The following is a 23,995-nucleotide window of genomic DNA, read 5'->3' as shown; positions in this document are numbered from 1 at the left end:
CGCTTACCGCTCATGGGCACCTCTCTTTAAGTCATCTTAAATGACTCTGAGGTGTCTGTTAAACCCGTGGCGATTCAATCAGCCTGCTTTAGGAAACCTCCTATAGAATTGTAAAGGGAAAGTACATGCCTCAGCGTTCATATAAAATTGAATTCTTTCAATTGAATCTTGTGCCAAATCAAAATTTAGCTTCAGTTCGCGATCTTTTCGAAGCTTTGAGAGATGAAGAATATGATACATCATTTGAAATTGGCGGGTTTACACGTGAGGTTTGGGGGTTAGTATTCGATCGGTTCCCTGAGAGTGTTTGCGGACAGTTTCGGAAATTCAGGGATACAGACATCCCTGAGATTGGCCTCCCCGGCGAAGATGCAGAACAGATAGAGTTAGAGGATGGCGAAGGGCTTATTGAAAAGAACTTTTTCATATACTACGAAGAAAACAATATTCTCGCCTGGCACAGGAACAACCATTCCAGTGGAATCAATCAATTCGTCAATTTCTTAAGTAGTACAGCTGGTATCAGGGTTTCAGCAGGGCCAATTTTACAGTCAGACGCAATTGCGCGTCTTATGAGCGGTGATATTGAATTGAAAAAAATTGAAATCACTTTGCCAAGGCCTACAAATCCAGCACTCTATCCAGATGATGATTTCGGTTCCAGCATTCTCGGCATGATGAATGATGCAGATGCAGATAGCTTAAAAATCAGCATGGGGGTGGATTTAAGAAGAGCAGACACTGAAGGAAGATTAACTAACCGATTAAAAAGGACTTTAAGAAATTTGATGCGTACCGGGGCTACTACAGCTCGAGCTCATGTTTTTGAGGATGGTATTGAATACCCTATCGATCTTGTTGCTGACCGGGTTTTTTCGTGGCAGTCTGTTGAGACGAATTCTCATTTTCCTCCAAGTTTTACAATGTATGGTATCATTGACACAGCTAAAGCAGAATGTCAGGAGGCGTTAGATGGGTACTTTGGTGCAATGGAAGACGCTCTGCTCTAGGTCTGTTATAAGCGCCTTAGTGGTAGGATTATTTTGGTTAAAATCAGATAGTGTAAAAGTTGAGGTGTTAGTGAGCGCCTCAGGGGTTATTACTGGATTAGCGGGAACTCTCTTAGGCTTCTTGATCACGTCTATGTCTCTAATAACGGCATTGATGGACAAAAGACTAGTTATAAATATGATCAAAACTGGCCACTACAGACGGTTGATCGCGGATACAATAATGACATGTGCATTTCTACTTTCACTGATTGTAGTTTGTCTAATATGTCTCGTATCCCAAGACTATTTGATCAAGTGTTTCTTCTACATGATAATATTTTTCCTTTGTATAAGTATCCTTTATCTTATAGAAGCAGGTCGACGATTTTCAATGGTGGTATTAAACATTAAATAGTGGAGTCGCCGTAGTATAAGCGACTCCTTAATATTATCTACTTTCTACCATAAGCATAACACCGCTAATGAATCCTAATGCGGTTTGTAGCTCTTTTCGAATCGTTCCATCTGAGCATTTCCTTTTTTTCGCAATAGCTCTCAGTGAAATACCGATCACAAAATGAGCAATAACCAACTCATACTCTTCAGGCTCGTAGTACTTTAGTCGTGTAACGCAACCATCAATCTTAATTCCCTCATCGTCATCACATTGCAGGCGTGACTTTTTACCGTGCGGTAGTAATCCTTTAAAACCAGCAGCGATAGGCTGCCAGTCGACACCACTGCTATCAGCAGCAGCCCAGGCTCCCCAGCGATCCATTACCTCGTACATGTCACGCATTTTTCTCTCCAATGTCTTCGATAAGTATCATTCCGGTTTCGCCCCATAGTTTTGATGTCCTAGCGTCCCAAATGTGGGAATCATCCTCAAACAAGGCGTCCAACAGAGATTTTTTTAAGTTGTCCAGATCGGGCTTTTGCTGATGGGGTTGACCGTCCATAGCTGCGCGCTTCTTCTTGCTCCAGCTCGTCGGCATCGGCAAAACGAAGGTGATATGGGCGCCGCTCTCCGGTACCTGGATTCCATGCAGACTGGCTTCATCGCAGAACATGCGATAGCGCATCACCGGCGGACGCTGCTTCCACTTATCGCGGCGTGTCATGCGGGGTTTTCCAACTGGGGTGATGATGTATTTAGGCATAGAACACTCCCAGCTCTAACTGGACCTGCTCCAGCAGCTGCAACTCGGTACCGAAGTTTCTCTCCCATTGCTTACGACCAGCATGAATGGCCACACCATAACCGCCGTTGCGATGGTGCATATGGCACAGAGGAATTGATTTCCGATGGTCAGCGCGCTGGCTTGCGCCCTGCCCGGTTCGGATGTGGTGGATTTCCGCAGGCGTTTCGCCCAGTTTCTGATTTCTGCACACGATGCAGCCCAATGCGGCCACACGCGAAAGATGGAGGCTATCTGCTTTCTTCATGCTGGACCACCAGCATAAGCAGAAACACCGCACATAGACGGGCGGTGAGGGTTGTTTAGGGTAATGCTCTGCGCCATTTTGATTCCTCAGGTTGGCGCAGTAATCAGTGGGTGTTCAGCCCGTTTGATTATTATAAATCAACACCTACTGCTTGAGAACCTTAAGTGCTTCTGGCAGGGAGTTCAAGTTGATAATCCGATCTTCATCATCCAGAATCTGGGCTGAAAGCCCGCCTCCTTCCCGGCGAATCAGTGTGCGTAATGCCTTGCTGGTCACCAGGTAGTCTGTTATTTCACCATCAGTAAGACATAAAACAAGCATTCCGTCTTTGGTGAGACCGGCAGCAAATTCATTCAATTTCATGGGCAATTCCCTAAAAATGGATTTCCCCTTGCGGGGGCGGTCCTTTTCTCCCTGTAACTGATTTCATTTAGGTTTCCGCTAACCAGATGTCTAATAGGTTAGAAAGATCAATTAACCATAATTGACCTGTCTAACCGATCTGCTTTCAAAACACAGTACTCAGGTCCTGCTTTTTAAATCACAGGCCGATCATCGGTATCTGTCACACGATTTAGGAGGTGCGTTATCACGCCCATTACGGTTGCATCGTCCAGCGCATCACCCTCGATAGCCTCTCCATCCTGAGTGATCAGCGCTTTCCCCTGGACTTTTGCGAAATCCAGACTGCCGCAGAACGAAATCAGGATGGTGTCACCCACTTCCGGCTTTCTGGCGACGTTTATGATCGCGTACCCGGCTGATGTTTCGATGGTTCGGCAGTTGCCGTCATAGCCGTGAAGGCTGGCGATAGTGAAAGTCTGTACTGCATAGTCTGCTGCTGGTGATGGAAAACCCATAATAACCACCCCCTGATAATTAACTGTATATTTATACAGTAACATCAAAAAAACGAGGGTCAAGATATTGGGCGCAAAAAACCCGCCGAAGCGGGTAAGTGCTTAATCAGTAATCAATTCTTCTCATAGCCAGCACCACCAGCAGGATTAAAACCACCAGCCATATAGCCCCTGATAACAGCTCCATCAGATACACTGTTTCACCTACTGCAAGTGTGTTGCAGGCCCCTTCACGAAAATAATCCAGTGGGTTTTGTCGTTCTTCCCGGTACGCTGGCCGATCGCAGGTTTCTCGTCAGTAAGCTCCAAAATCTGGATCACCGGGATTTGCGTTTCATTCCATTTGAAAATAAGCACACCATGTGGCCGCAAAACTCGGAATGCCTCTTTGAAACCGGCGCGCAGATCTGAACGCCATGTATTTTTGTTCAATCGACCATATTTTTTCCCCATCCATGCCGTTTGACCGACACGCTCAAGATGTGGAGGATCAAACACAACAACCGGAAACGACGCATCTGCGAACGGCAGCGCGCGGAAGTCAGCAATCAAATCAGGACGGATAACAAGGCGGCGGCCGTCGAATAATTCGTGCTCTTCGCTGCGAATATCGGCGAAGAGCGTGCGCGTATCGCGTTTGTTGAACCAGAACATGCGGGAACCTCAGCACATACCCAGCTTTTCTGCGACCTGATTAGCGCTCATAGCTCCCTGCCCCTGCATTGCTGACAATATCCTCTCCACCAGCGGCGATGGTTGCTTGGCTCGGATACGCTTCGGCTTTTGCTCCTTCGCGGTCCCCACCGACCATGATCCATCGAAGAAATCGCACAACCCCTCTTCTTTCTGCTCGCGAAGCATTTTCAGTGCCTCTACGGGCTCGATATCCAGGCGGGCTGCTACATCGAGGTAGGTTGCTTTACCCATTGCTTTCAGTGCGTCGATTACTGATTCCATAATTTTCTCCTCAAAATTTACTTAACAGGCCTCAGGTGGCTAACGTTTCCGCGGTAGCTCTCCCAGTCAAAGTTCACCCAAATGCCGTTATCCATGCGCAGGCGGTCAATAACCCTTTCACCCAGGGTTTCTACCAACGCGTCGTAATTCAGGTTGGTCAGAACGCCAACGGGGCGCATAGCGGCCAGCCGGCGATTGATAATCTGGTTCAACAAAACTTTCTCGCCGCGGCTGTCGCGCTGAATACCTACTTCGTCGAGCACCAGCAAATCCACTTTGCAGAGGTCATCCAGCAGCGCGGCTTCAGAACGACCTTCGTCATAACAGGCCCTGGCGCGCAGGGTCAGGTCCGGCACGGTCACAATCAGAACCGTTCGCCCCTGTTTCAGCAGATAATTTCCGATCGCCGCTGAGAGGTGGTTTTTCCCCGTGCCTGGCTTTCCTGTGAAAACGAAGCTCGCAAAGCCGGTTCCAAAATTTTGCGCATAACTCTTTGCCATACTCAGGGCATGGCGCTGTCCATCGCCGTTCACCGTGTAATTCGCGAAACTGCAGCTGCGGTGCAGGTTCTGGATCCCGGATCGCCCGAAAATTTTCTCTGCTCGTGCCTGCTGGTTGAGTTTGTCCACCTCAGCCGCACGTTTCTGCCCTTCCTCACGCTGCCAGGCCATCAGCTCTGCAGCGTTCTTGAATTTGGGTTCTACGCCTTGCGGAATTACGCGGCGAAGGCGATCGAGAATGGAACCTGCGTTTTGCATGCTTACCCCCTGAATCCTGGCGGAACGGTGTTATCTGGACGGGAGATCTGATTGATATCCCGTCCACCAGCCTGGTAATGTCCTGTGCCCGGTGCCGACAGGCGGATAATCAGGTCATCCCATTTTTCGCGGAGTTTGGCCGGGCATTTCACCTGGCGAACCCAAAACGTATCGCTCTGAACGCGCTTGAACATTTCACAAATTTGCTTGTGGCTACGGCCATCAAGGGTGCGCATCAGACGAACGTCATTCGCCCAGACCGTCCAGTTCGGCTCTTTCGGACGAACGATCTCGCCGTCAAAGGTTGCGGCCTCCTCGTAGAGTTTCAGCACGCGCTTCCAAATCCATTGCGCACAGGTCAAATCTTCCTGGCTACCCCACTGGCGTTTAGCAGGGCTACAAACCGCTGCTTCCGGGTGACGATTTAAAAATTCTGCTTTTGAAATCTTCCCGTCGGACTGCGAAGCATCCGGACTAGAATTATTTTCTGGTTCTTTGACTGGTTCAGAAGAGTGACTGATTCTGGGTGAATCTCCTTCACTATCCCCTAGTGAATGTGCTGCACCATCTGGTGAATTTCCTGCACCAGCCCCTGATGAATTTGCTTCACCATCCTGGTGAATCTCCTGCACTACCCTCGCACTGGTATTTGCACCGCTCAGGGTTAGTCGGTAGAAGTTGCTGCCATTGCCTTTCGGCCCCGATCTGGTTTCTTTTCGCATCAGTCCAGACTCGCAAAGCGCGGCAACATGATTCATAACGGAACGACGGCTGATCTCACACTGATCAGCGATATGCTGATAGCTCGGCCAGCATTCGCCCTGGTCACTTGCGTTATCGGCCAGCTTTAGCAGGACAAGCTTACGAAGCGGGTTTCCTACCTTGACCTTCATCGCCTGAACCATCAGTTCCATGCTCATAGAACACCTCGATACAGCTGAACTAGGCTACGTTTGAAGAAGTAGAAACCAGCTTCACTTTGACGCCGACCAGCTGCGCCAGCGCGTCGATAGCTTCCAGAGTCTCGCGGCGGATTACCGGTTGCGGTTTCCCAGTGAATACCGCGTTGGTGGCTTCGATACACTCTTTGTTAACCTTGGCGGCCCGGTAGAGCATGCAGTCTTTCTGCTTCAGCTCGTTATCAATGGCTGTGCGGATGGCATAGCTCAGGACTTCCGCCTGTTTCAGGTAGTTAGGCGTATTGTTGCGGAATGCACGCTGAATAATTTGCTTGTTGTTGTGCAAGCGCCGCGCGTACTCGTCAGGGTCCGTCACGTTATCCAATGGCTGAAGCAGATCGCCAAAGTGATGCGGGGTTATAAGCTGCGTGACCGTCTTCCATCCCTTTTCCTGAGCCCAGGACTCCAGCTCACATGCTAGTTTTTTGATTTCCATCACTCAGACTCCTTTGAATCTTTTGGGTTATCTTTGTGCTCATACAAAACTGAGTCGTACTTCAATGCACCACCCGTTATCTTTTCTAGTCGCGCGGCTCGTCGTTCAGGGACCAACTCACCCCATTCACTGACAGAGGATCGAGCGATGTTGAGAGCTCTCGCTACATTGGCTTTTTTCCCAAAGTGTTTTATTACATCTTCGGTTTTCATTGGGTTCTCCTTGGTAAGTTTTCCTAACTTTATATGTTAAGGAAACAAGAGTCAATGCGCGTTAGGATTTCCGAACTATGAAAACGATCGGTCAGCGTATAAAAGAGCGACGCTCTGCCTTGAAATATACCCAGCGCAGCCTAGGTAAACAGGCTGGGGTTGCCCATGTCACAATCTCTCAGTGGGAACGTGATGAAACCTCACCGAGAGGCGATAACCTATTCAAACTAGCTGCAGCACTGAACGTAGAGCCGGGCTGGATTATTAAGGGTGATGAGGGGTATGAACCACCACCAGCCGAATCCTACAGATTGTTATCCCCACAGCAGCATCAGCTTTTAGAGCTCTTCGACAAGCTTCCTAATGCAGAGAAAGAACAACACATCATCAATTTGCGGGACAAGGTCAAGGACTATGATCAAACGTTCAATGACCTCATAAAAACCAAAAGCAAAGAAGAAATCCTGCAGATCCTCAAAAACCTCGACATCAAATAATTTTCACCCTCATAGGCCGCTCCAACAGCGGCCTTTTTGCGTTTTCCGCCCCCTTATGTTAGGTTTTGCGAAATTTATACTTGACGATTTGTTAGGTTTAAATAACAATTAGCGTTATCAAAACTTAACAGCAGTAATCAGTAAACGTTCCGCCTACCCGGCGATAAGGGTAAACAGAGCGAACAAGCAGGACGCCCATGAAGTAGCTGCCGGCGACATACTAAACACCGGATGAGATGGAAAGACAATCGCGCAGCAGGTTTACCGTTCCGCCAGTTTGGCCTTAAAGGCACACAGGAGTTAACCATGATCGATTTCGCACGCAAAAAAGCTGGCTGCCAAGCCGTTCGCTTAAATTTGTTTGAAGTTCTGGTTCGTAAGCTTTGCTACTTACTGGCACAGAAAGGCAATCCAGAGCTTAAAGCATGAGCTCGTTCTTTGCCCTGATCGTTACCGTCTGTGCCCTCACCGGGGAATGCTCAGACATCATGCTTGGTGTTTACCAAACAGAAGCTGGTTGTAATTCAGCTGCCAAAGAGCAGCACGTTAAAGGAGAGTGTTACCCGTACAAATCAGCTGACGACCATCAGCCAGCTTTCAAATTTTAATCGAGTTGTGACCAATGGCTGCTACCAGCCCCTTAAAGCACAAAACCCGCGCAAGGCGGGTTAAGTACCCGGTCAGCCGACCAAAGCTTACCGGAATCGAGTTTCGACCAATGACCACTACCCAAGGCGGCAATCACTAGCTGCGGGTATCTTACAACCAAAATTAAGGACCCGATATGGAATTCTTTCATTTAATCAAGGCAACGCAGAAATCCGGCAAAGAAGATGCCGTTATCTGGTTCACGGCTAAATCAGAAGCACGAGCCAATTTGCAGCTGGATGTTGAGCTGGAAGATGCTGGTATTGAAACCGGCCGGGGCAAGGATTATAGCAAGCCTGTACGTACCGATTTTCCGGTTTATGACGACCTGCCTGAAGAATGCACAGTGGATTACACCTGGTGCAAACGCTACGAACTCCAGGACGATGGACGCACCTGGCTGCCAAAGGCTGGTGCTGAGTCTACTGGAGCCGTGGACAACAACACTGCCGCTCCGGAAGCGACCAGTACAGTTGAAACAACCGTCGAGAGTGTCCCGCTTGAAAACCGCACTCCATCAGTACGTTTTGCCGTTCACCTGACCAGCGACAAGTATCAATCACACATCACAAAAGAGCAGCAGCTGGCTGCCAGCGAAATGTCACTGGATGAAGGCAACACCTATCTTAAGAACCTGCTGCTGGCGAAGAGCGACATCCCTGAAGTTGCCGAACTCAGCCTGAACGCTGAGTGGAAACTTGTTCAGGCGATTAAGCTGGTTTTCGCGCCAGATGAAGCACACGAAACTGAAAATATCGCTGCATTCATGGCTGACTGGGCTAAAGCAGATGCCAGCGATCGCAACCAATTAGTGGAAGCCTGGCGCAGCGGCAAATTTACCCATGTGAAATCTGAAAGCACCAGCGACACCGGTGTTATAGCAAATCAGGGTCTTGAACCTGATAACGGTATCCAGATTGACGAGAATGATGATGAAACCACACGTTATCCAGTCGTTCGCATGCCCTTCCGCAAGCAGGTACTCGCCCAGTTCACCGCCGACGAACTGCGCCACCACTTAAGCCGCGAAGAATACGAAGGTATCAGCGCGCTGGAGATGGACACTGACAACAGCTATGTCCAGAACCTGCTGCTGGCGGCAGAAAACTGCGAACAGGTTAAAGGTTACGACACCAAAGACCTATGGCGCTATACCGACGCCATTCGCAAAGTGTTCAACCAGGAAAAGCGTCACGAACTCGCTTTGGTTCTCCGATTCACCAGAATCTGGGCGGCGACTGATTACATTGACCGCGGCCTGCTGGTAAAAGAATGGGCCAAAGGCAATCGCGTTGCAGAAATACAGCGTACTGAAAGCGGTACGAATGCTGGCGGAGGCAACAAGACTGACAGAAACCCTGACCTTAAACATGATCTTGACACTCTCGATTTAGAGATTGCACTGGCAACGCTACCAATGGATTTCAACATTTACGATATCCCTGGTGGTGTTTTCCGTCGTGCAAAAGAGATTGTTAGTAAAAAAGAAAGTCCGTTCAAGGAATGGTCTAAAGCCCTTCGTGCAACCCCGGGAGTTTTGGATTACTCGCGTGCGGCTATCTTTGCACTTATCCGTAGCGCTCACCCGGAGCATTACCTGTATCCGTCACGTCTCAGCGGATTCATTAACGCAAACCTGACTGAAAGCGATCATTCTGCTCCATCAGACGAAACTCTTGCGGCTGCGCGCCATAACCCTGAAGTGAGCTGGACAAACGAGGTAGTGACTGATTCTGCTTTTGAAACTGGCGGCCAGAATGAAGGGGCACAAGTCGACGGCGGCACGCTACCGGTTCTCGAAAAAGTTGGTAATGGTCTTTTTTCTATTGAAGGGCTGGCCACCAGCAACGCTGTAATCGACCGACAAAATACCGCGGCGGAGTACGTTGATAATGTGCAGATGGAAGAAACTGGCAATGATGAAACCCTGAACGGTGATGCGTTATCAGAAGGCACGGAAGAAACTATCTCAAGCGCAAGCGCGACTGAAAGTTATAGCAGCACAACTGCCATAAATAATGATTCCGGTCATCATAATCATACCGAGCCTGAAATGCTCTATACACACCTTATGATCGACATTGAAGCTTTTGGCAAAAAGGCTGATTCACCAGTCGTATCTATCGGAGCCGTGTTCTTTGATCCATCTACAGGTAATACCGGTTCGGAGTTTTACAAAGTGATTAGCCTGGAATCTTCCATGGCCAGCGGCGGGGTTCCTGAAGCATCTACCATAATCTTCTGGCTTAAAGCGTCGCCTGAAGCTCGTTCAGAATTAGTGATAGATGATGCTATTCCGCTCGATGATGCCTTACTGCAGCTAAATGAGTTTATAGCCGAGAATGCGGATAACGGTCCTGATTCTGTACAGGTCTGGGGGAATGGTGCCACTTATGACAATGTCCTGCTTGAGGCATCTTATGACCGAACGGGGATCACCTGCCCATGGAAGTTCTGGAATAACCGGGATGTAAGAACTGTTGTCGAGTTGGGTAAAGCCGTTGGCTGCGAGCCTCGCTATGAAATCCTATTTGATGGAGAACCTCACAAGGCTATTTCGGATGCGCTTCACCAGGTCAAATACGTGTCAGCAATCTGGCAGCGTCTGACTGAACACTGATTTTTTAATTTCAGAATATGGCCCGAATATGGGCCATTATGAGGTAAATCACATGCTTCAAATGCTGACTTTAGAAGAATGGGCTGCGGAAAAATACCGGAGTAACCCTCCAAGCCTGAATACTTTACGCCGATACGCTAAAGAGAGCATGTTCACTCCCCCGGCCACCAAAGAAGGAAGATACTGGCGGGTAAGAGAAGATGCCGAGATTACAGGTAATTTAACCCAGCCCGTTATTAAAAAATCTGATTCTCCTATGCTTCAAAGGATACTGTCTGATGGCTGCCCGACCACGTAAAAACAACGTTAAGATACCTAATCTTTATCCACTCTACAGTCGTAAGGTAAATAAAATCTACTGGCGGTATAAGCATCCCGTTACAGGTAAGTTTCATAGTCTTGGAACTAACGAGGCCGAAGCAACAGCAATAGCAATCGAAGCCAATGAGCGACTAGCTGAACAGCGCACCAGGCAGGTTTTGGCTATAAGCGACAAGATCGCCTCCAGCAAAGGAAAGGCGATAACAACAAATACGTGGTTAGATCGTTATTGGAAAATTCAGGATGAAAGACTGGAGAACGGTGATATCAAGCCGAACACTCATAAGCAAAAGGCTAAACCAGTAGCCCTACTTCGTGAGAGCGTGGGAATGAAATTGATTTCATCCGTCGATGTTCGGGATGTTGCCCAGATACTGGAGTCCTATGTTGCAGAAGGTCAACCAAGGATGGCCCAGGTAATCCGCTCTGTTTTAATCGATGTTTTCAAGGAAGCCCAACATTATGGCGAGGTACCGCCGGGTTATAACCCGGCTCTTGCTACAAAACAACCGCGCCGGCGAGTTACCCGACAACGTCTAAACCTCGACGAATGGCAAAAGATTTTCGCGATAGCTGATGCCCAACATCAATACATGGGCAATGCAATGCTATTGGCTCTCGTTACTGGTCAACGCCTTGGGGATATTTCCAACATGAAGTTTTGCGATATTTGGGATGACCATCTGCATGTCGTTCAGGAGAAAACAGGGAGCAAGCTAGCGCTCCCTCTATCCCTAAGGCTTAACGCGATTGACTGGAGTTTGAGGGATGTAGTTGCACGTTGCCGTGACTATGCAGTGAGTCCATACCTAATCCACTTTTTTCGGGCAACCTCAATGGCAGAACGAGGTGCCCAGGTAAAGTCGAACACAATAACAATGAACTTCAGTAAGGCTCGTGATAAATCAGACATAAATTGGGGGGATGGCACGCCAGCTACTTTCCATGAACAACGCTCGTTAGCGGAAAGACTATATGAGATTCAAGGGATAGATACTCAGAAGTTGCTAGGTCATAAGTCACCGAATCAAACGGCTCGATATCATGATGATCGGGGTAAAGATTGGATAAAAATATTTATATAAAGGAGTATACACTCCTTTATATTTATTTTTTTAAAACCCCATCGGACTGCAAAACTTCTTACCAATTAATTAAACATAACGATTAATATCTTTTATAAAGAATAGATTTTAGACTTAAACTTTTATCTTAACCCATTCAGATAAAGATTGCATTTTATTAACCTTTATCTAACGCTTTTTTTAAATAATTTCCGAACGCATCCGCAAATAACCTTGATTATTTCGACATGCACTAACAACATAAAACCTTGCATGAACAAGTAGTTGAAAATTGTTAGAGAAAAAATTTCAGTAATGATAACCGCTAAGGCAGCACCAATCAATCCGAACCTTAGAGAAAAAAAATAAGAAAGCACCAAACTAAAAACCAAAATAAATATAGTTTTATATAGCAAAAATCTATATCCAGAAAGCTTAACAATTATTTTTGATGAAGCCATTCCAAGTGTAGATAATAATGTTGCAAAACATAATAAAATGCAGGGCGCTATAGATTCATTATACTCACCACCATATATGTAGAAGATTATATAGCTTATCAAAAACGTCATCAGAAATATTACCGGAATTGACAGTAAAATGATATTCAAATGCAGTCTTGCACCAAGATTGATTATTTTTGATTTGTTTTTCTCTCGAAATATTGCCGGTAGACAAGAGGTTAGCAACGATAACAAAATGAAATTCCAACTAGTAGCAAGAGTTTGAGAAACTGAATATATGCCGACATCATGATCCCCATACAAAAATGATATTACAAGTAAATTCAATCTCGGATAGATTGATGCAATAACAGAAGGAATAACGAGAATACTACCCGCATAACTCAGGTAAAAAAACCTTTTTCTTAATACTTTGTATTTTATTGTCACTTTACTTTTATATTCCTTCCGGAATATAAATAATTTCAAAAAGTAAGGGGTGGCGCTTATAATTATAAGAGGCAGCCCAAATAAGATAACCGGAGCTTTATATTTAACCATTAATGCTCTGACTACTAAACCGAAAATAAGTCCGGTTACGTTTGCAAGAGCATTCATTCTAGAGTTCAGCAATGACTCATTAAAGCTTGTATATGTATCAATTGTGTAAAAGTAATATGCCAAACATATTGACAGCACTAACACCATACCTGTTAAATCCATTTGCACATTTAAAATCATGATGCAAGTACATGCAAAAAATATAAATACCGCACTCCTCAATATGAATATAGGCAACATTAATTGAATGCCGCCCAGTAAGTTTGTGGTTATTCTTTTATAGAAAATACTATCGCTACCAAAAACCGCGGCAACTTGAATAATTTGAAAAATCGCAGTTGCGATTGCTATTTGCCCAATTACTACAGGCCCCAAGTATTTAGCTACTAAAGCGTTTATAAAGAAAAGACCAATTATGCCTATTGATTTTTCTGTAATCATCCAAATGATATTTTTTTGAGTTTTAGTTAACACCTACTCAACCTCTTTTAAATATTTATTTCTCTTCATTATCTTTATATAGTAAATCTATGAATTGCGTAATATCCATGCTATTTTTATTAAATAGCATAACGTAAACAACAGCAACTATCAGTATCAATAAGACAATACATGAAAGTAGAAATAACATATTCAATCCTCTTTTTAACATTGAATTCAAAACCAATACAATTCAAAGCAGAATGAGTAGACTAGTATAAATATCGCAAAAAATATAATTGCAGAAGTGTTTTTTAGCAAAACTCAATCATGGAAAACATTAGTATGCAAACTATATATTAAAATAGTTATAAAATAAATTGTTAGCACCCTACCAAACAATCAACTAACACAAAACACACATCCTAACGACTATTGAGAATGATAGGTTGATAATATTTGACGAACCCAGCATTAACTGCTGGTAATTTAACTCATAAATAAATTATGTATAATTACACAAGAACATATTTAAATTTAAACTTGCCATCCCCTAAAAAGATCATATGATTGCCTAACATCAAACTTTAAGAATGAAAATAATAGCAGAGGCATTAAATCATGTTTGACCATATCTTAGAGATTGTTGAAGCTTCTAACAAATTTATACGCATTTATGCGTCAAATGGACAGCAGATACACAGCACACTCAATAATAAACCACATGTTTACTTTCTCACCGAAGGTAGAGTAGATATTTATAGGAAAACAGACGATATTTTAATTTTCACTGTATATGCACCTTATATTTTAGGGTTATTTTTTATGTTCGAAAAGAATGATTATCATTATTTCAGAGCTTCGACGGATGCAACCTTTACAGCAATACCAACTATAGAACTGAACTGCCTAGCTGATAGTAATAATTTGTGGAAACATTTTTTCTTAATGACTTGTGAAATCGCTTCAAACTTTTTCAAAAGGGATCAAAGATTTTCATCAAAAAATGCCTACGATATTATAAAAAACAACTTAGAAGCTATATGGGAATTACCAGAAAATGAAAGATCTCAAATTTCAGTTTTCAAATTTATTTTATCTAGAAGTACAATATCTCGTAGCTCCTTAAATAAAGTTCTAAAAGACCTCAATGATGGGGGGTATATTAAAATTCACAGAGGAAAACTTTTAAACATTAAAAATCTACCGCTAAAATACTAATCACTTAGGCGGCAGAAAAATCTTTCTCCACAATGGTGTTGTTTCTGATGCAATACTCTTCTTTTCGTTTATGCGATAATTAGCATAAAGACAATAGATTGAGAATGGAATCAATACCATTATCGATAAAATAGATATTGTATTATACATGCTCATAAACCCCCTCCTTTGTTGCCAGAGCATACATATAAAGTTCATGTCTATTTTTTAAATTCAACTTTTGCAAAATATTACGTCGATGTGTGCTTATTGTCTTTTTTGTTATGTTAAGAATAATTGCAATGTTGTCATCTGTTGTTCCTTCAGAAAACAAAGTGAACAAAAGAGTCTCTTGTGATGATAGTTTTTTAAAATGAAGCATATCATGAAAGTCATTTTGGTCTGTTAAATCATTAAAACACTCAATGTATTTATCCAAGTCGTAATTACATGGTAAAATCAAAGTTTTTTCTGGTCTGTATTTTGAAACTGCATAACAATGTAAAAAGTTATCTGTAATAATAATATCTTGAGTATGATACTTATGATAAAAAATAAGTGTTGGAAGCTTTGTGGTTTGCTCAACGTTATATGTATAAGATTCAAAAACTTTTGAATCTTCAATAAGTTCCCTGATGCCGTGATATAAAAAATAATTGTCAGTAATAACGTATATTCTTAATAATTTTTTAGAGATCATTTTATTCACCTTCAAAATCAAAACAAATATCCTATCCCAATGATGAAAGTATTTATTTCTTTGTTATCAATAAGACCCAATTCATATCCTGAATTAAATTGAATGTTGTCTGTTAAATTGTAAAAAAAACCAGCACCAAAAGCAGCCCCGTAAACCTCATGTGTTTGATTAGGTGTCATTTTTGAGCCAGAAGCAAGACCAGCAAGCCCATATAAGTTTATATCTTGCGTAATGTTAAATGCTATACCCGGCATAATAGATGCATATTTATTCTTTAAATAAGAATATCCAGAGCCGCTGGTATTCTGTATATAAGTGCCTGATGCGACCAGTGCGAAATCATTCATATCGTGTCTAAACATGATATTCAATCCATGCATATTTTCTGCCCCATTTTTCTTGCCTATAGCATAATTCATAGACATTGAATTACTAGCAGATACAGTCGTGTTAAAAACGAAAATAAAAAGAAATAGCACTGCAAGCTTAATTTTATGCATAGATCCTCCAAAGATTTCTCTTAAATATACAGAGATAAAATTGTGTTACCAGCATATAAATACGCAAAAAAAAATCATAATCACACAATGAAATGTATATTTTTGTACATTGACTAAGGAAACCAGCAGGAACCAGTGATTCCCAGATAAAATAGCAAAAGGATATGAGAACCGAGTTTGTATACATTTCTGATAGTTTGGAGACTACAACGCCCGAATACATATTATATGCTTATAGCAACCTGTATGCCGTCCGGTAAATTGTTATGGCCAATGCGGAAATAATAGGAAAAAACATCTGATTAAGAGAGGGTTTTGATAATCTATTTTGATAAATTGTTGATAACCATTCGAAAACTAATAATAAAAACGGGAACCAATCGGCTCCCGTTCCAGTTTAACCTAGAATCTGGATTACATGTTCGCGATAATCGCGTCGCCAAACTCTGAGCATTTCAGCAGCTTAGCGCCTTCCATCAGACGTTCGAAATCATAGGTGACGGTTTTCGCGTTAATCGCGCCTTCCATACCTTTGACAATCAGGTCTGCGGCTTCGAACCATTCCATATGACGCAGCATCATCTCTGCGGACAGGATGATAGAGCCCGGGTTCACTTTGTCCTGACCCGCGTATTTTGGTGCAGTACCGTGGGTCGCTTCGAACAGGGCGCATTCGTCACCGATGTTCGCGCCAGGGGCGATACCGATACCGCCAACCTGCGCTGCCAGGGCGTCAGAAATGTAGTCACCGTTCAGGTTCATACAGGCAATCACGTCGTATTCTGCAGGACGCAGCAGGATCTGCTGCAGGAACGCATCGGCGATCACATCTTTAATGACGATCTCTTTGCCGGTGTTCGGGTTTTTGATCTTCTGCCATGGGCCGCCGTCGATCAGCTCACCGCCGAACTCTTCGGTCGCCAGCTGGTAGCCCCAGTCTTTGAACGCGCCTTCGGTGAACTTCATGATGTTGCCTTTGTGAACCAGGGTCACAGAGTCGCGGTCGTTGGTGATAGCGTATTCAATCGCCGCACGCACCAGACGCTTGGTCCCTTCTTCGGAACATGGCTTGATGCCGATACCACAATGCTCAGGGAAGCGAATTTTCTTCACGCCCATCTCTTCGCGCAGGAATTTAATCACTTTTTCTGCGTCAGCAGAGTCCGCTTTCCATTCGATACCCGCGTAGATGTCTTCTGAGTTTTCGCGGAAGATAACCATATCAGTCAGTTCAGGGTGCTTAACCGGGCTTGGGGTGCCCTGATAGTAACGAACCGGACGCAGACACACGTACAGGTCCAGCTCCTGACGCAGTGCCACGTTCAGGGAACGGATACCGCCGCCAACAGGCGTCGTCAGAGGGCCTTTAATAGCAACGCGGTAGTCGCGGATCAGGTCCAGCGTTTCTGCTGGCAGCCAGACGTCCTGGCCATAAACTTGAGTAGATTTCTCACCGGTGTAAATTTCCATCCAGGAAATTTTACGCTCGCCTTTGTAGGCTTTCTCAACAGCGGCATCAACCACTTTCAGCATCGCCGGGGTAACGTCTACACCGATTCCGTCACCTTCAATGAACGGGATAATCGGATTGTGAGGAACGTTAATCTTGCCGTTTTGCAGGGTGATCTTTTTACCTTCCGCCGGAACAACTACTTTGCTTTCCATTAACCTCTCCTTCGAGCGCTTCTGGTTGTTACTGATCTTATGTTAATAAATTGTAATGAGCCCTTCGATAGTACCTGATTGTCCTGCGCCATGAAAGGTCTTCGTTATTAGGCTATAATGCGGCAATTGATAACGCCTGAAAATACCATGAAGAAAACTTCTTTTACAAAACACCGGGTTGAGCGATTCAGCTCACGACAAGCCGCCAGAAGACCGCAAGAAACCCAGCCAAAGCGGGTTATTTTGTTCAATAAACCCTACGATGTTTTGCCGCAGTTTACCGATGAAGCCGGGCGCAGCACGCTGAAGGATTTTATTCCCGTTCAGGGGGTCTACGCGGCCGGGCGTCTGGACCGCGACAGCGAAGGCCTGCTGGTCTTAACCAACGACGGCGCGCTGCAGGCGAGGCTCACGCAGCCGGGCAAACGCACCGGCAAAATTTACTTCGTCCAGGTCGAAGGCGAGCCGGACGAACAAACGCTGGAAAAATTGCGCAAAGGCGTCACGCTGAACGACGGCCCAACACTGCCCGCAGGTATTGAACGCGTGAATGAACCGGAGTGGCTGTGGCCGCGCAATCCGCCGATTCGTGAACGCAAATCCATCCCGACCAGCTGGCTCAAAATCACCCTTTACGAAGGCCGCAACCGTCAGGTTCGCCGCATGACCGCACATGTCGGCTTCCCTACCCTGCGTCTGATTCGCTACGCCATGGGCAGCTACACCCTGGATACGCTGGCAAACGGCGAATGGCGCGACGCTGCCCCTTAAGGAGAAATGATGTTTAAACCTCATGTTACGGTTGCCTGCGTGGTCCACGCCCGGGGTAAATTCCTGGTTGTCGAAGAGAGCATTAACGGCAAAGCGCTGTGGAACCAGCCTGCCGGACACCTTGAAGCCAATGAAACCCTGCTGGAGGCAGCAAAACGCGAGCTGTGGGAAGAGACAGGCATTCACGCTGAACCCCAGCACTTCATCCGTATGCACCAGTGGATTGCGCCCGACAGCACCCCGTTCCTGCGCTTTTTATTCGCCGTTGAGCTTAGCGAAACGTGCGCCACTGAGCCGCACGATGACGATATAGACCGCTGTCTGTGGGTCACCGCCGACGAGATCCTGAACGCGCCAAACCTGCGCTCGCCGCTGGTTGCGGAAAGCATTCGCTGCTGGCAGTCAGGCGGACGCCTGCCGCTGGATGTCATCGGCGCATTTAACTGGCCGTTTACAGAGGGTGCCAATGGTGGGGGGGCGTGATAGAATACGCCGCCTTGAAGTTCAATGTCGTGAGTATTCCATGTCAGATAACAGCCAGAAAAAAGTGATCGTCGGCATGTCCGGCGGTGTCGATTCCTCCGTTTCCGCCTACCTGTTACAGCAACAGGGCTATAAGGTGGAGGGCCTGTTCATGAAGAACTGGGAGGAAGATGATGGCGAGGAATACTGCACTGCCGCAGCGGATCTTGCCGACGCGCAGGCCGTATGCGATAAGCTCGGCATTGAACTGCACACCGTTAACTTTGCCGCAGAATACTGGGACAACGTTTTTGAACTGTTCCTGGAAGAGTACAAAGCGGGCCGCACGCCGAACCCGGATATTCTGTGCAACAAAGAGATCAAATTTAAGGCCTTCCTGGAATTCGCCGCGGAAGATTTGGGCGCTGACTACATCGCGACCGGCCACTACGTGCGTCGTGCAGACGTGAATGGTAAAAGCCAGCTGCTGCGCGGTCTGGACGGCAACAAAGATCAAAGCTATTTCCTCTATACGCTGAGCCACGAGCAGATCGCCCAGAGCCTGTTCCCGGTCGGCGAGCTGGAAAAGCCGCAGGTGCGTAAAATCGCCGAAGAGCTGGACCTGATCACCGCGAAGAAAAAAGACTCTACCGGCATCTGCTTCATCGGCGAGCGTAAATTCCGCGATTTCCTGGGGCGCTACCTGCCCGCACAGCCGGGTAAAATTGTCACCGTCGACGGGGAAGAGATTGGCCAGCACCAGGGGCTGATGTACCACACGCTCGGCCAGCGTAAAGGCCTGGGTATCGGCGGAACGAAAGAAGGTAGCGAAGATCCGTGGTACGTAGTCGACAAAGATGTCGAAAACAATATTCTGGTTGTTGCTCAGGGTCACGACCATCCGCGTCTGATGTCCGTTGGCCTGATCGCGCAACAGCTGCACTGGGTCGATCGTGAGCCGCTGAAAGGCACGCTGCGCTGCACGGTGAAAACACGCTACCGTCAGACCGATATTCCTTGCACCGTTACCGCGCTCGATGACGATCGCATTGACGTGCGCTTCGACGAGCCGGTTGCCGCCGTCACCCCAGGTCAGTCTGCTGTCTTCTACAGCGGCGAGATCTGCCTGGGCGGCGGGATCATTGAACAGCGCCTGCCGCTGCCTGCTGTTTAATACGATTGCACACATAAAGGAGACCGTGTGGCGAAGAACTACTATGACATCACCCTGGCGCTGGCGGGAATTTGCCAGTCAGCCCGTCTGGTGCAACAGCTGGCGCATCAGGGTCATTGCGACGCTGATGCCCTGCACGTTTCACTGAACAGCGTTATCGATCTTAACCCCGGCTCGACCCTGGGCGTGTTCGGCGGCAGTGAAACCAATCTTCGTCTCGGTCTTGAAACCCTGCTGGGCGTGCTAAACGCCAGCAGCCGTCAGGGATTAAACGCGGAGCTCACACGCTACACGTTGAGCCTGATGGTGCTGGAGCGTAAGCTGAGCGCAGCAAAAGGCGCGCTCAATACCCTGGGCGATCGTATTGCCGGGCTGCAGCGTCAGCTCGACCATTTTGACCTGCAGTCCGAAACGCTGCTCAGCGCCATGGCCGGCATTTATGTTGACGTCATCAGCCCGCTGGGCCCGCGTATTCAGGTCACCGGATCCCCTGCCGTACTGCAAAGCCCGCAGGTACAGGCAAAAGTGCGCGCGTCCCTGCTGGCAGGTATCCGCGCCGCCGTGCTGTGGCACCAGGTCGGTGGTGGCCGCCTGCAGTTAATGTTTTCTCGTAATCGCCTGACCACTCAGGCAAAACAAATTCTTGCTCATTGTTAACCTCCCGGAGTTGCGAATTATGGAATTATCCTCACTGACCGCCGTATCCCCTGTCGATGGACGCTACGGCGATAAAGTCAGCGCGCTGCGCGGGATCTTCAGCGAATATGGTTTGCTGAAGTTCCGTGTTCAGGTTGAAGTACGCTGGCTGCAAAAGCTGGCCGCCCAGGCAGCAATCAAGGAAGTTCCTGCTTTTGACGAAAAGGCAAACGATTACCTTGATAAAATCGTTGCCGAGTTTAGCGAACAAGACGCCGCGCGCATTAAAACCATTGAACGCACCACCAACCACGATGTTAAGGCGGTTGAGTACTTCCTGAAAGAGAAAGTGGAAAGCGTCCCTGCGCTGCACGCCGTGTCTGAGTTCATCCACTTCGCCTGTACCTCTGAAGACATCAACAACCTGTCCCATGCGCTGATGCTCTCCACCGCGCGCAAAGAGGTAGTGCTGCCTTACTGGCGTAAAATCATCGACGCGGTGAAAGCGCTGTCCGTGGAATACCGCGATATTCCGCTGCTCTCCCGTACCCACGGCCAGCCAGCCACCCCGTCCACGATGGGTAAAGAGATGGCCAACGTAGCGTACCGTATGGAGCGCCAGTATCGTCAGCTGGAACAGGTTGAAATTCTTGGCAAAATCAACGGCGCGGTCGGTAACTATAACGCCCACATCGCCGCCTACCCGGAAGTGGACTGGCACCAGTTCAGCGAAGAGTTCGTGACCTCTCTGGGCATTCAGTGGAACCCGTACACTACCCAGATTGAGCCGCACGACTATATCGCCGAACTGTTTGACTGCATTGCGCGCTTCAACACCATCCTGATCGACTTCGATCGTGACGTGTGGGGCTACATCGCCCTGAACCACTTCAAGCAGAAAACCATCGCCGGTGAAATCGGCTCTTCCACCATGCCGCACAAAGTAAACCCTATCGACTTCGAAAACTCAGAAGGCAACCTGGGCCTGGCAAACGCCGTGCTGCAGCATATGGCGAGCAAACTGCCGGTATCCCGCTGGCAGCGCGACCTGACCGACTCCACCGTACTGCGTAACCTGGGCGTGGGCATTGGCTATGCGCTGATCGCGTATCAGTCCACCCTGAAAGGCGTGAGCAAGCTGGAAGTGAACCGTGACCGTCTGCTGGACGAGCTGGATCACAACTGGGAAGTTCTGGCGGAGCCAATCCAGACCGTGATGCGCCGTTACGGTATCGAAAAACCGTACGAGAAGCTGAAAGAGCTGACCCGCGGCAAACGCGTTGACGCCGAAGGCATGAAGCAGTTTATCGACGGTCTGGCGCTGCCGGAGGAAGAGAAAACGCGCCTGAAGGCGATGACCCCGGCGAACTACATTGGCCGCGCCATCACCATGGTTGACGAGCTGAAGTAACGCCCCTCTCCCCCTTTTCGCCCGAAAAGGGGGATGCTTTTCCCCGGTTTACTCAATGTTTATCCCCAAAACAACATAATCAGCGTTAAACTATTCATACCAATTATTTAGGGAGAAGAGATGATGCGCGTACTGGTTGTTGAGGATAACGCATTGCTACGTCATCACCTGAAGGTTCAGCTTCAGGAGATGGGACATCAGGTGGACGATGCTGAAGACGCAAAAGAAGCCGATTATTATCTCAATGAACACCTGCCGGATATCGCCATTGTCGATTTAGGGCTGCCTGACGAAGACGGTCTGTCGTTGATTCGCCGCTGGCGCAGCCATGATGTCTCCCTACCGGTTCTGGTTCTGACCGCCCGTGAAGGCTGGCAGGATAAGGTCGAAGTGCTGAGCGCGGGTGCGGATGATTACGTCACCAAGCCGTTTCATATTGAAGAGGTGGCGGCGCGCATGCAGGCGCTGTTACGCCGCAATAGCGGGCTGGCTTCACAGGTTATTTCCATCCCGCCTTTCCAGGTCGATCTCTCCCGTCGGGAGTTAGCGATCAATGATGAAGTGATCAAGCTTACCGCCTTCGAATACACCATTATGGAAACGCTGATCCGTAACAACGGCAAAGTGGTAAGCAAAGATTCCTTAATGCTCCAGCTTTACCCTGATGCGGAACTGCGCGAGAGCCATACCATTGACGTGCTGATGGGGCGTTTGCGCAAGAAAATTCAGGCGCAGTATCCGCAGGATGTGATTACCACCGTCCGTGGCCAGGGCTACCTGTTCGAATTACGCTAAATGAGACGGATTTTACGCCATATTCTGCCCCTCTCCCTGAGGGTTCGTTTCTTACTGGCAACGGCCGCCGTCGTGCTGGTGCTGTCACTCTCCTACGGCATGGTCGCCCTGGTGGGCTATAGCGTCAGCTTTGATAAAACCACCTTTCGGCTGCTGCGTGGCGAAAGCAATCTTTTTTATACCCTGGCGAAGTGGGAAAACAATCAAATCACCGTCGAAATGCCGGAAAACCTCAACCAGCAGAGTCCAACGCTGGCCCTGATTTATGACGAAAAGGGCAAGCTACTGTGGGCGCAGCGTGACATCCCATGGCTGGTCAAAAGCATTCGTCCGGACTGGCTCAGAACCAACGGGTTTCATGAAATTGAAGCCGATCTCAACACCACCAGCTCGCTGATCCGTGAAGATCGCTCCCTGCAGCAAAAGCTGAACGAGATCCGCGCCGACAATGCCGAAACGGAGATGACGCACTCCGTCGCGATTAACCTCTATCCGGCGACGCTAAACATGCCGCAGCTGACCATTGTGGTGATCGACACCATTCCGGTCGAGCTGAAGCGTTCTTATATGGTCTGGAGTTGGTTCATCTATGTTCTGGCTGCGAATCTCCTGCTGGTGATCCCGCTGCTGTGGGTGGCGGCATGGTGGAGCTTGCGCCCCATTGAATCACTGGCGAAAGAGGTTCGCGAGCTGGAGGAACATCATCGCGAGAAGCTGAACCCGGAAACCACGCGCGAGCTCACCAGCCTGGTGCGAAACCTCAACCGCCTGCTGAAAAGTGAACGCGAACGCTATGATAAATACCGTACGACGCTTACCGACCTGACCCACAGCCTGAAAACCCCGCTCGCGGTCATGCAAAGTACCCTCCGTTCAATGCGCAGTTCGAAGCTGAGCGTCGACGATGCCGAGCCGGTGATGCTGGAACAGATCAGCCGTATTTCCCAGCAAATTGGCTATTACCTGCATCGCGCCAGCATGCGTTCCGGCAGCGCGCTGCTGAGCCGTGAGCTGCACCCGGTTGCCCCGCTTCTGGATAACCTCACGTCCGCCCTCAACAAGGTGTATCAGCGTAAAGGGGTGAATATCAGCCTCGATATCTCGCCAGAGATAAGCTTTGTGGGTGAAAAAAATGACTTCATGGAAGTGATGGGTAACCTGCTGGATAACGCCTGCAAATACTGCCTGGAGTTCGTGGAAGTTTCTGCGCGCCAGACGGAAACCGAGCTGCATATTATCGTTGAGGATGATGGCCCGGGGATCCCGCGCAATAAGCGTGACGTGGTGTTCGATCGCGGTCAGCGCGCCGATACGTTACGTCCAGGACAGGGCGTAGGATTAGCCGTCGCGCGCGAGATTGTCGATCAGTACGACGGGAAAATCGAAACCAGCGAAAGCTTACTGGGCGGCGCCAGAATGGAGGTCATTTTTGGTCGCCAGCAGCCCACATCGAACGATAGTTAACCCGTTATGTGAAAAATGCGAGG

General features: G+C 47.6%; 30 protein-coding genes. 15 read left to right on the top strand and 15 right to left on the bottom strand.

Annotation, left to right across the window (positions count from 1 at the left end):
* Window positions 1-125 precede the first annotated feature (125 nt).
* Window positions 126-1,010: a DUF6731 family protein gene (locus tag F0319_RS04465; protein WP_063453573.1), complete on the top strand. Its 885-nt coding sequence runs from the start codon at window positions 126-128 to the stop codon at window positions 1,008-1,010.
* 430 nt (window positions 1,011-1,440) lie between these two features.
* On the opposite strand, the gene F0319_RS04460 is transcribed toward F0319_RS04465, so the two are convergent.
* The 11 genes from F0319_RS04460 to F0319_RS04410 all read right to left on the bottom strand — a co-directional run bounded on the left by F0319_RS04460 (window position 1,441) and on the right by F0319_RS04410 (window position 6,620).
* Window positions 1,441-1,791, bottom strand: a complete 351-nt coding sequence (locus F0319_RS04460; protein ID WP_063453574.1) for an antiterminator Q family protein — start codon at window positions 1,789-1,791, stop codon at window positions 1,441-1,443.
* Window positions 1,784-2,152, bottom strand: coding sequence for a RusA family crossover junction endodeoxyribonuclease (locus F0319_RS04455; RefSeq protein WP_149366352.1), 369 nt, complete (start codon window positions 2,150-2,152; stop codon window positions 1,784-1,786). The genes F0319_RS04460 and F0319_RS04455 overlap by 8 nt, the downstream gene beginning before the upstream one ends.
* The gene (locus tag F0319_RS04450; RefSeq protein WP_149366351.1) at window positions 2,145-2,438 is read right to left on the bottom strand and encodes a Ref family recombination enhancement nuclease; all 294 of its coding nucleotides are present in this window, start codon (window positions 2,436-2,438) and stop codon (window positions 2,145-2,147) included. The genes F0319_RS04455 and F0319_RS04450 overlap by 8 nt, the downstream gene beginning before the upstream one ends.
* Before the next feature lie 144 nt (window positions 2,439-2,582).
* Complete coding sequence (locus tag F0319_RS04445) at window positions 2,583-2,801, bottom strand: hypothetical protein (protein ID WP_149366350.1); 219 nt, start codon at window positions 2,799-2,801, stop codon at window positions 2,583-2,585.
* Between the two features lie 173 nt (window positions 2,802-2,974).
* Entirely contained in the window at window positions 2,975-3,298 is a 324-nt protein-coding gene (locus tag F0319_RS04440) for a hypothetical protein (RefSeq protein WP_149366349.1), read from the bottom strand.
* Between the two features lie 204 nt (window positions 3,299-3,502).
* Window positions 3,503-3,952 (bottom strand): class I SAM-dependent methyltransferase, encoded by a 450-nt coding sequence (locus tag F0319_RS04435; protein ID WP_149366348.1) that lies wholly within the window; start codon window positions 3,950-3,952, stop codon window positions 3,503-3,505.
* Between the two features lie 9 nt (window positions 3,953-3,961).
* Window positions 3,962-4,255, bottom strand: coding sequence for a hypothetical protein (locus F0319_RS04430; RefSeq protein ID WP_188035083.1), 294 nt, complete (start codon window positions 4,253-4,255; stop codon window positions 3,962-3,964).
* 17 nt (window positions 4,256-4,272) lie between these two features.
* Complete coding sequence (locus tag F0319_RS04425) at window positions 4,273-5,013, bottom strand: ATP-binding protein (protein WP_149366347.1); 741 nt, start codon at window positions 5,011-5,013, stop codon at window positions 4,273-4,275.
* A 2-nt stretch (window positions 5,014-5,015) separates the two neighbouring features.
* Window positions 5,016-5,933 (bottom strand): helix-turn-helix domain-containing protein, encoded by a 918-nt coding sequence (locus F0319_RS04420; protein WP_149366346.1) that lies wholly within the window; start codon window positions 5,931-5,933, stop codon window positions 5,016-5,018.
* Window positions 5,934-5,955: 22 nt separating this feature from the next.
* Window positions 5,956-6,408, bottom strand: a complete 453-nt coding sequence (locus F0319_RS04415) for a hypothetical protein (protein WP_149366345.1) — start codon at window positions 6,406-6,408, stop codon at window positions 5,956-5,958.
* Complete coding sequence (locus F0319_RS04410) at window positions 6,408-6,620, bottom strand: Cro/CI family transcriptional regulator (RefSeq protein WP_149366344.1); 213 nt, start codon at window positions 6,618-6,620, stop codon at window positions 6,408-6,410. Before F0319_RS04410 ends, F0319_RS04415 begins: the two co-directional genes overlap by 1 nt.
* Before the next feature lie 77 nt (window positions 6,621-6,697).
* Here F0319_RS04410 and F0319_RS04405 point away from each other — a divergent pair, with 77 nt between their 5' ends.
* From F0319_RS04405 to F0319_RS04385, 6 genes are all read left to right on the top strand, one after another.
* Window positions 6,698-7,117 carry a helix-turn-helix domain-containing protein gene (locus F0319_RS04405; RefSeq protein WP_149366343.1) on the top strand — a complete coding sequence of 140 codons (420 nt, stop codon included), beginning with the start codon at window positions 6,698-6,700 and terminating at the stop codon, window positions 7,115-7,117.
* A gap of 306 nt (window positions 7,118-7,423) precedes the next feature.
* Complete coding sequence (locus tag F0319_RS22470; RefSeq protein WP_010433050.1) at window positions 7,424-7,546, top strand: hypothetical protein; 123 nt, start codon at window positions 7,424-7,426, stop codon at window positions 7,544-7,546.
* Window positions 7,543-7,725, top strand: coding sequence for a DUF1482 family protein (locus F0319_RS04400; protein ID WP_087822354.1), 183 nt, complete (start codon window positions 7,543-7,545; stop codon window positions 7,723-7,725). Before F0319_RS22470 ends, F0319_RS04400 begins: the two co-directional genes overlap by 4 nt.
* A gap of 176 nt (window positions 7,726-7,901) precedes the next feature.
* Complete coding sequence (locus F0319_RS04395; RefSeq protein WP_149366342.1) at window positions 7,902-10,385, top strand: 3'-5' exonuclease; 2,484 nt, start codon at window positions 7,902-7,904, stop codon at window positions 10,383-10,385.
* 52 nt (window positions 10,386-10,437) lie between these two features.
* Complete coding sequence (locus F0319_RS04390; protein ID WP_071785721.1) at window positions 10,438-10,683, top strand: excisionase; 246 nt, start codon at window positions 10,438-10,440, stop codon at window positions 10,681-10,683.
* Entirely contained in the window at window positions 10,664-11,791 is a 1,128-nt protein-coding gene (locus F0319_RS04385) for a site-specific integrase (protein WP_087822352.1), read from the top strand. The genes F0319_RS04390 and F0319_RS04385 overlap by 20 nt, the downstream gene beginning before the upstream one ends.
* 164 nt (window positions 11,792-11,955) lie before the next feature.
* On the opposite strand, the gene F0319_RS04380 is transcribed toward F0319_RS04385, so the two are convergent.
* Window positions 11,956-13,248, bottom strand: coding sequence for an MATE family efflux transporter (locus tag F0319_RS04380; protein WP_240168077.1), 1,293 nt, complete (start codon window positions 13,246-13,248; stop codon window positions 11,956-11,958).
* A gap of 567 nt (window positions 13,249-13,815) precedes the next feature.
* On the opposite strand from F0319_RS04380, the gene F0319_RS04375 reads away from it, so the two are divergent.
* On the top strand, window positions 13,816-14,415 hold the full coding sequence (locus F0319_RS04375) for a helix-turn-helix domain-containing protein (protein WP_052686501.1): 600 nt from the start codon (window positions 13,816-13,818) through the stop codon (window positions 14,413-14,415).
* Window positions 14,416-14,557: 142 nt separating this feature from the next.
* Here F0319_RS04375 and F0319_RS04370 read toward each other — a convergent pair whose 3' ends face one another.
* The 3 genes from F0319_RS04370 to icd all read right to left on the bottom strand — a co-directional run bounded on the left by F0319_RS04370 (window position 14,558) and on the right by icd (window position 17,259).
* The gene (locus F0319_RS04370; protein ID WP_047368302.1) at window positions 14,558-15,094 is read right to left on the bottom strand and encodes a response regulator transcription factor; all 537 of its coding nucleotides are present in this window, start codon (window positions 15,092-15,094) and stop codon (window positions 14,558-14,560) included.
* 17 nt (window positions 15,095-15,111) lie between these two features.
* Window positions 15,112-15,594: an outer membrane beta-barrel protein gene (locus F0319_RS04365; protein WP_048980379.1), complete on the bottom strand. Its 483-nt coding sequence runs from the start codon at window positions 15,592-15,594 to the stop codon at window positions 15,112-15,114.
* A 414-nt stretch (window positions 15,595-16,008) separates the two neighbouring features.
* The gene (gene icd, locus F0319_RS04360; protein WP_045327001.1) at window positions 16,009-17,259 is read right to left on the bottom strand and encodes an NADP-dependent isocitrate dehydrogenase; all 1,251 of its coding nucleotides are present in this window, start codon (window positions 17,257-17,259) and stop codon (window positions 16,009-16,011) included.
* Between the two features lie 117 nt (window positions 17,260-17,376).
* On the opposite strand from icd, the gene rluE reads away from it, so the two are divergent.
* The 7 genes from rluE (at window position 17,377) to phoQ (ending at window position 23,972) form a co-directional block, all read left to right on the top strand.
* On the top strand, window positions 17,377-18,030 hold the full coding sequence (rluE, locus tag F0319_RS04355) for a 23S rRNA pseudouridine(2457) synthase RluE (RefSeq protein WP_111965565.1): 654 nt from the start codon (window positions 17,377-17,379) through the stop codon (window positions 18,028-18,030).
* Between the two features lie 9 nt (window positions 18,031-18,039).
* Window positions 18,040-18,513, top strand: a complete 474-nt coding sequence (locus F0319_RS04350) for an NUDIX hydrolase (protein WP_149366360.1) — start codon at window positions 18,040-18,042, stop codon at window positions 18,511-18,513.
* 40 nt (window positions 18,514-18,553) lie between these two features.
* The gene (gene mnmA, locus F0319_RS04345; protein ID WP_021241033.1) at window positions 18,554-19,666 is read left to right on the top strand and encodes a tRNA 2-thiouridine(34) synthase MnmA; all 1,113 of its coding nucleotides are present in this window, start codon (window positions 18,554-18,556) and stop codon (window positions 19,664-19,666) included.
* A 27-nt stretch (window positions 19,667-19,693) separates the two neighbouring features.
* Entirely contained in the window at window positions 19,694-20,323 is a 630-nt protein-coding gene (gene hflD / locus F0319_RS04340) for a high frequency lysogenization protein HflD (protein WP_013097081.1), read from the top strand.
* Between the two features lie 19 nt (window positions 20,324-20,342).
* Window positions 20,343-21,713 carry an adenylosuccinate lyase gene (gene purB / locus F0319_RS04335; protein WP_008500757.1) on the top strand — a complete coding sequence of 457 codons (1,371 nt, stop codon included), beginning with the start codon at window positions 20,343-20,345 and terminating at the stop codon, window positions 21,711-21,713.
* A gap of 123 nt (window positions 21,714-21,836) precedes the next feature.
* Window positions 21,837-22,508, top strand: coding sequence for a two-component system response regulator PhoP (gene phoP, locus F0319_RS04330; protein WP_028019015.1), 672 nt, complete (start codon window positions 21,837-21,839; stop codon window positions 22,506-22,508).
* Window positions 22,509-23,972 (top strand): two-component system sensor histidine kinase PhoQ, encoded by a 1,464-nt coding sequence (phoQ, locus tag F0319_RS04325; RefSeq protein WP_111965562.1) that lies wholly within the window; start codon window positions 22,509-22,511, stop codon window positions 23,970-23,972.
* The last annotated feature ends 23 nt before the right edge of the window (window positions 23,973-23,995 follow it).

Origin of the sequence: Enterobacter vonholyi (assembly GCF_008364555.1) — a bacterium.
Taxonomy (GTDB): Bacteria; Pseudomonadota; Gammaproteobacteria; order Enterobacterales; family Enterobacteriaceae; genus Enterobacter; species Enterobacter vonholyi.
This window is presented reverse-complemented; position numbering and strand designations above follow the sequence as displayed.